Source organism: Curtobacterium sp. B8, assembly GCF_000333315.1.
Taxonomy (GTDB): Bacteria; Actinomycetota; Actinomycetes; order Actinomycetales; family Microbacteriaceae; genus Curtobacterium; species Curtobacterium luteum.
On sequence record NZ_BACW01000503.1, the window covers coordinates 1 to 3,914 of the forward strand.

The 3,914-nt window shown below is 70.3% G+C and carries 3 protein-coding genes; all 3 read right to left on the minus strand.

The window, feature by feature from the left end:
- A partial coding sequence (secA, locus tag I59_RS12950) for a preprotein translocase subunit SecA (RefSeq protein ID WP_031273775.1) occupies nucleotides 1-1,940 on the minus strand: 1,940 nt, incomplete at its 3' end.
- Nucleotides 1,941-2,094: 154 nt separating this feature from the next.
- Nucleotides 2,095-2,796, minus strand: coding sequence for a ribosome hibernation-promoting factor, HPF/YfiA family (gene hpf / locus I59_RS12955; protein WP_022904230.1), 702 nt, complete (start codon nucleotides 2,794-2,796; stop codon nucleotides 2,095-2,097).
- 175 nt (nucleotides 2,797-2,971) lie between these two features.
- Entirely contained in the window at nucleotides 2,972-3,730 is a 759-nt protein-coding gene (locus I59_RS12960; protein WP_022904231.1) for a ComF family protein, read from the minus strand.
- Between the last annotated feature and the right edge of the window lie 184 nt (nucleotides 3,731-3,914).

Below are 3,914 nucleotides of genomic sequence, written 5' to 3' on the forward strand. Positions count from 1 at the left end.
TCGTCGTACTTCAGGACGTTCTTCCGGATCTCGGCGTTCCGGCTCTCGACCTGCGCCTGAGCCGACCGGATGGCCCGACCGACGAGCTTGTTCTCGATGGCGAGGTCGTCGGGGACGTTCGAGCGCCCCATGAGGCTCTCGGCAGCACCCGAGTTGAACAGGCGCATGAGGTCGTCGGTGAGCGACAGGTAGAACCGGCTCTCGCCCGGGTCGCCCTGACGACCCGAACGACCGCGCAGCTGGTTGTCGATGCGGCGCGACTCGTGGCGCTCGGTGCCGAGGACGTAGAGGCCACCGGCCTCGCGCACCTTCTCGGCCTCGTCCTTGATCTCCGCCTTGACGCGGTCGAACACGTCGTCCCACGCGGCCTCGTACTCCTCCGGCGTCTCCGTCGGGGACAGACCCTTCGCGTGCATCTCCTGCACGGCGAGGAACTCGGAGTTGCCGCCGAGCATGATGTCGGTGCCGCGGCCGGCCATGTTCGTGGCGACCGTCACAGCGCCGAGTCGACCGGCCTGCGCGACGATCGCGGCCTCGCGGGCGTGGTTCTTCGCGTTGAGTACCTCGTGCTTGACGCCCTTCTTCGCGAGGAGCTTCGACAGGTACTCGGACTTCTCGACGCTGGTGGTGCCGACGAGGACGGGCTGGCCCTTCTCGTGCCGCTCCGCGATGTCCTCGGCGACCTGCTCGAACTTCGCCTTCTCGTTCTTGTAGACGAGGTCGGTCTGGTCGATGCGCTGCATCGGACGGTTCGTCGGGATCGGGACCACGCCGAGCTTGTACGTCGACATGAACTCGGCCGCTTCGGTCTCCGCGGTGCCCGTCATGCCCGAGAGCTTCTGGTACAGGCGGAAGTAGTTCTGGAGCGTGACGGTGGCGAGGGTCTGGTTCTCGGCCTTGACCTCGACGCCCTCCTTCGCCTCGATCGCCTGGTGGATGCCCTCGTTGTAGCGACGGCCCATGAGGATGCGGCCGGTGTGCTCGTCGACGATGAGCACCTCGCCGTTCATGACGACGTAGTCCTTGTCGCGCTTGAACAACGAGACGGCCTTGATCGAGTTGTTGAGGAACGAGATCAGCGGGGTGTTCGCCGACTCGTAGAGGTTGTCGATGCCGAGGTAGTCCTCGACCTTCTCGATGCCGGGTTCGAGCACGCCGACGGTGCGCTTCTTCTCGTCGACCTCGTAGTCCTCACCCGGGGTGAGGCGCTTGGCGATCGAGGCGAACTCGGTGAACCAGCGGTTGGCCTCGCCCGAGGACGGCCCGGAGATGATGAGCGGCGTGCGGGCCTCGTCGATGAGGATCGAGTCGACCTCGTCCACGATGGCGAAGTAGTGACCGCGCTGCACCATGTCGGACGCCTGCCACGCCATGTTGTCGCGCAGGTAGTCGAAGCCGAACTCGTTGTTCGTGCCGTACGTGATGTCGGCGGCGTACTGCTCGCGACGCTCCGCCGGCGACTGGTTCGCGATGATGCAGCCGGTGGTCATGCCGAGCGCGCGGAACACGCGGCCCATGAGCTCGGACTGGTACGACGCGAGGAAGTCGTTCACCGTGATGACGTGGACGCCGCGCGACGGGATCGCGTTGAGGTAGGCCGCGGTGGTCGCGACGAGGGTCTTGCCCTCACCGGTCTTCATCTCGGCGATGTTGCCGAGGTGGAGGGCCGCGCCGCCCATGAGCTGCACGTCGAAGTGCCGCATGCCGAGGGTACGCTTCGAGGCTTCGCGCACCGCGGCGAACGCCTCGGGCAGCAGGTCGTCGAGGGTCTCGCCGTTGGCGTACCGCTCGCGCAGCTCCTTGGTCTCGTCCTGGAGTTCCTCGTCGGTGAGGGACGCGAAGTCGTCTTCCAGGTCGTTGATCGCCGAGGCGTAGGCCTTCAGGCGGCGGAGGGTTCGTCCTTCGCCGATGCGGAGGACCTTCTCCAGCACGTTTGCCACGTGAGCTCCTTACGAGGTCGTCTCGCGCCGTCTGCGCGATGCGATCAGCCAGTCATGCTAGCAACCCCGCGACGACCGACGCTGGGAGCGACGCGGCTGTGCGCGGCCCGCGAACGGGCCGCGCACAGGCGTCGCGTCGGCGATGCCGACGGGGTCAGGCGAGGGCCGCGGCCGGCTCGCTCACGGCGTGGGCACCGGCGGACGAGGGGTCCTCGATGCCGATGACGCCGTAGTCCCACCCCTTGCGGCGGTAGACCACGCTCGGCCGTCCGGTCGCGGAGTCGACGAAGAGGTAGAAGTCGTGCCCGACGAGCTCCATGTGGTACAGCGCGTCGTCGACCGTCATCGGCGCGGCCTCGAAGACCTTCTCGCGGATGACGACCGGGCAGTACGCCTCGTCCTCGGGCTCGTCCTGCGTGTCGGCCTCCACCGTCGGGATCGCTCCGGTGGCGACGGTCTGCAGGAGCTTGCCGTCCGCAGGGGTGACGCCGAGGTGCTCGAACGCCGTGCCCGAGGCCTCACCGACGGAGGTCGGGCGGTGACGTCCGCGGTGCACCTTGCGGCGGTCGCGTGCGCGTCGGAGTCGTTCGGTCAGCCGGGCGAACGCCAGGTCGAACGCCGCGTACTTGTCCGAAGCGGCCGACTCCGCCCGGACGAGCGGCCCGGGGCCGATGAGCGTCAGCTCGATGCGGTCCTCGCCGCCGCTGCCGCCGCTCTTCTCGTTGTGACGGCTGACCCGCACCTCGAAGGCGAGGGCCCGGTCGGCGAGCGCGTCGATCTTCTCGGACTTCTGTTCGACGTAGGTCCGGAATCGGTCGGTGACCCCGACGTTCCGGCCTGTGATCGTCACGTCCATGTGGCGGCTCCCATCCACGCTTCGGCGCGTCGCCTCCGTCCGGCGATCTCTGACGCCTTGTCGTGAGGCTAGACCCGACCCGGTGCACGTGTCACGACATCTCCGCGTTCCCCGATGGACACCCACCGGACACCCAGGAGACACCGTGGCTCCCCCTCCCCGGACCTGCCGGCGCTCAGTCCTCGACGCTCGCCACGGTCACGCAACGGACGACCGTGCCGCCCGCGGCCCGGACGGCGCGCACGGCCTCGGCCAGCGTCACGCCCGTCGTCACGACGTCGTCGACGAGCACGACCGTCCGCCCGGCGACACCGTCCGCGCGCAGCGTCCCGACGGTGGCGGCCACGCGGTCCGTCGCGCCGAGCTCCTTCTGGCCCGACGACCGGGCTCCCCGCGAGCGCACGAGCGCACGACCGACCGGCGCCCGACCCCGCCGGAGGAACAGCACCACCGGGTCGAAGCCACGCCGCCGCGCACCCCGGGTCGAGGGCGGCACGCGGAGCAGCAGCGGATCGGCCGGCGCCTCGGCGAGCGCCCGGCGCACGAGCGCGCCGAACCGCCGGGCGAGCGGCGGCGCGAGGTCGACGCGGGACCGCAGCTTGACCTCGAGCAGGAGCGTCCGGACGAGGCCCTCGTACTCGAACGCCGCATCGGTCCGGACCCCCGCGACGAGGCGGACCCGCGGCGGACGCTGTGCGACGAGGAGGCGGCAGGCATCGCACAGGGCACGGTCGGCTCTGCCGCACCCGGCGCAGTCGACCGGCAGGAAGAGACCGACGACGGCGAGCACGGCGTCGACGGACCGGTGCGGCGGTGCGGTCGCCGCCAGGAGGGGAACGGCGGGCGGGGGAACGGCGGGCGGGGTGGCGTCCGGCGGGGACGCGTCCGACGGCGGCGCGGTGTCGGACGGGCGTGCGGTGCTGGGCTGGCTCACCCGACGATCGTGGTCCCGGCCACCTGCCGGACGGCGGCCGAGCGCGCGACGGTGGACGGGCCTCCAGGCCGGGCCTGCTGTGCAGGACCGACAGGAGGACGGTCAGCGCTGGGTGCCGAGCACCCCGGCCCGGACGCCCGTCTTCTCCCAACCGCCACCCGTGGACTGCAGGACCTGCGCATCC

Coding starts and splice junctions, on each gene's coding strand:
- hpf (WP_022904230.1), bottom strand. CDS start 2,796: ATGGACGTGACGATCACAGGCCGGAACGTCGGGGTCACCGACCGATTC.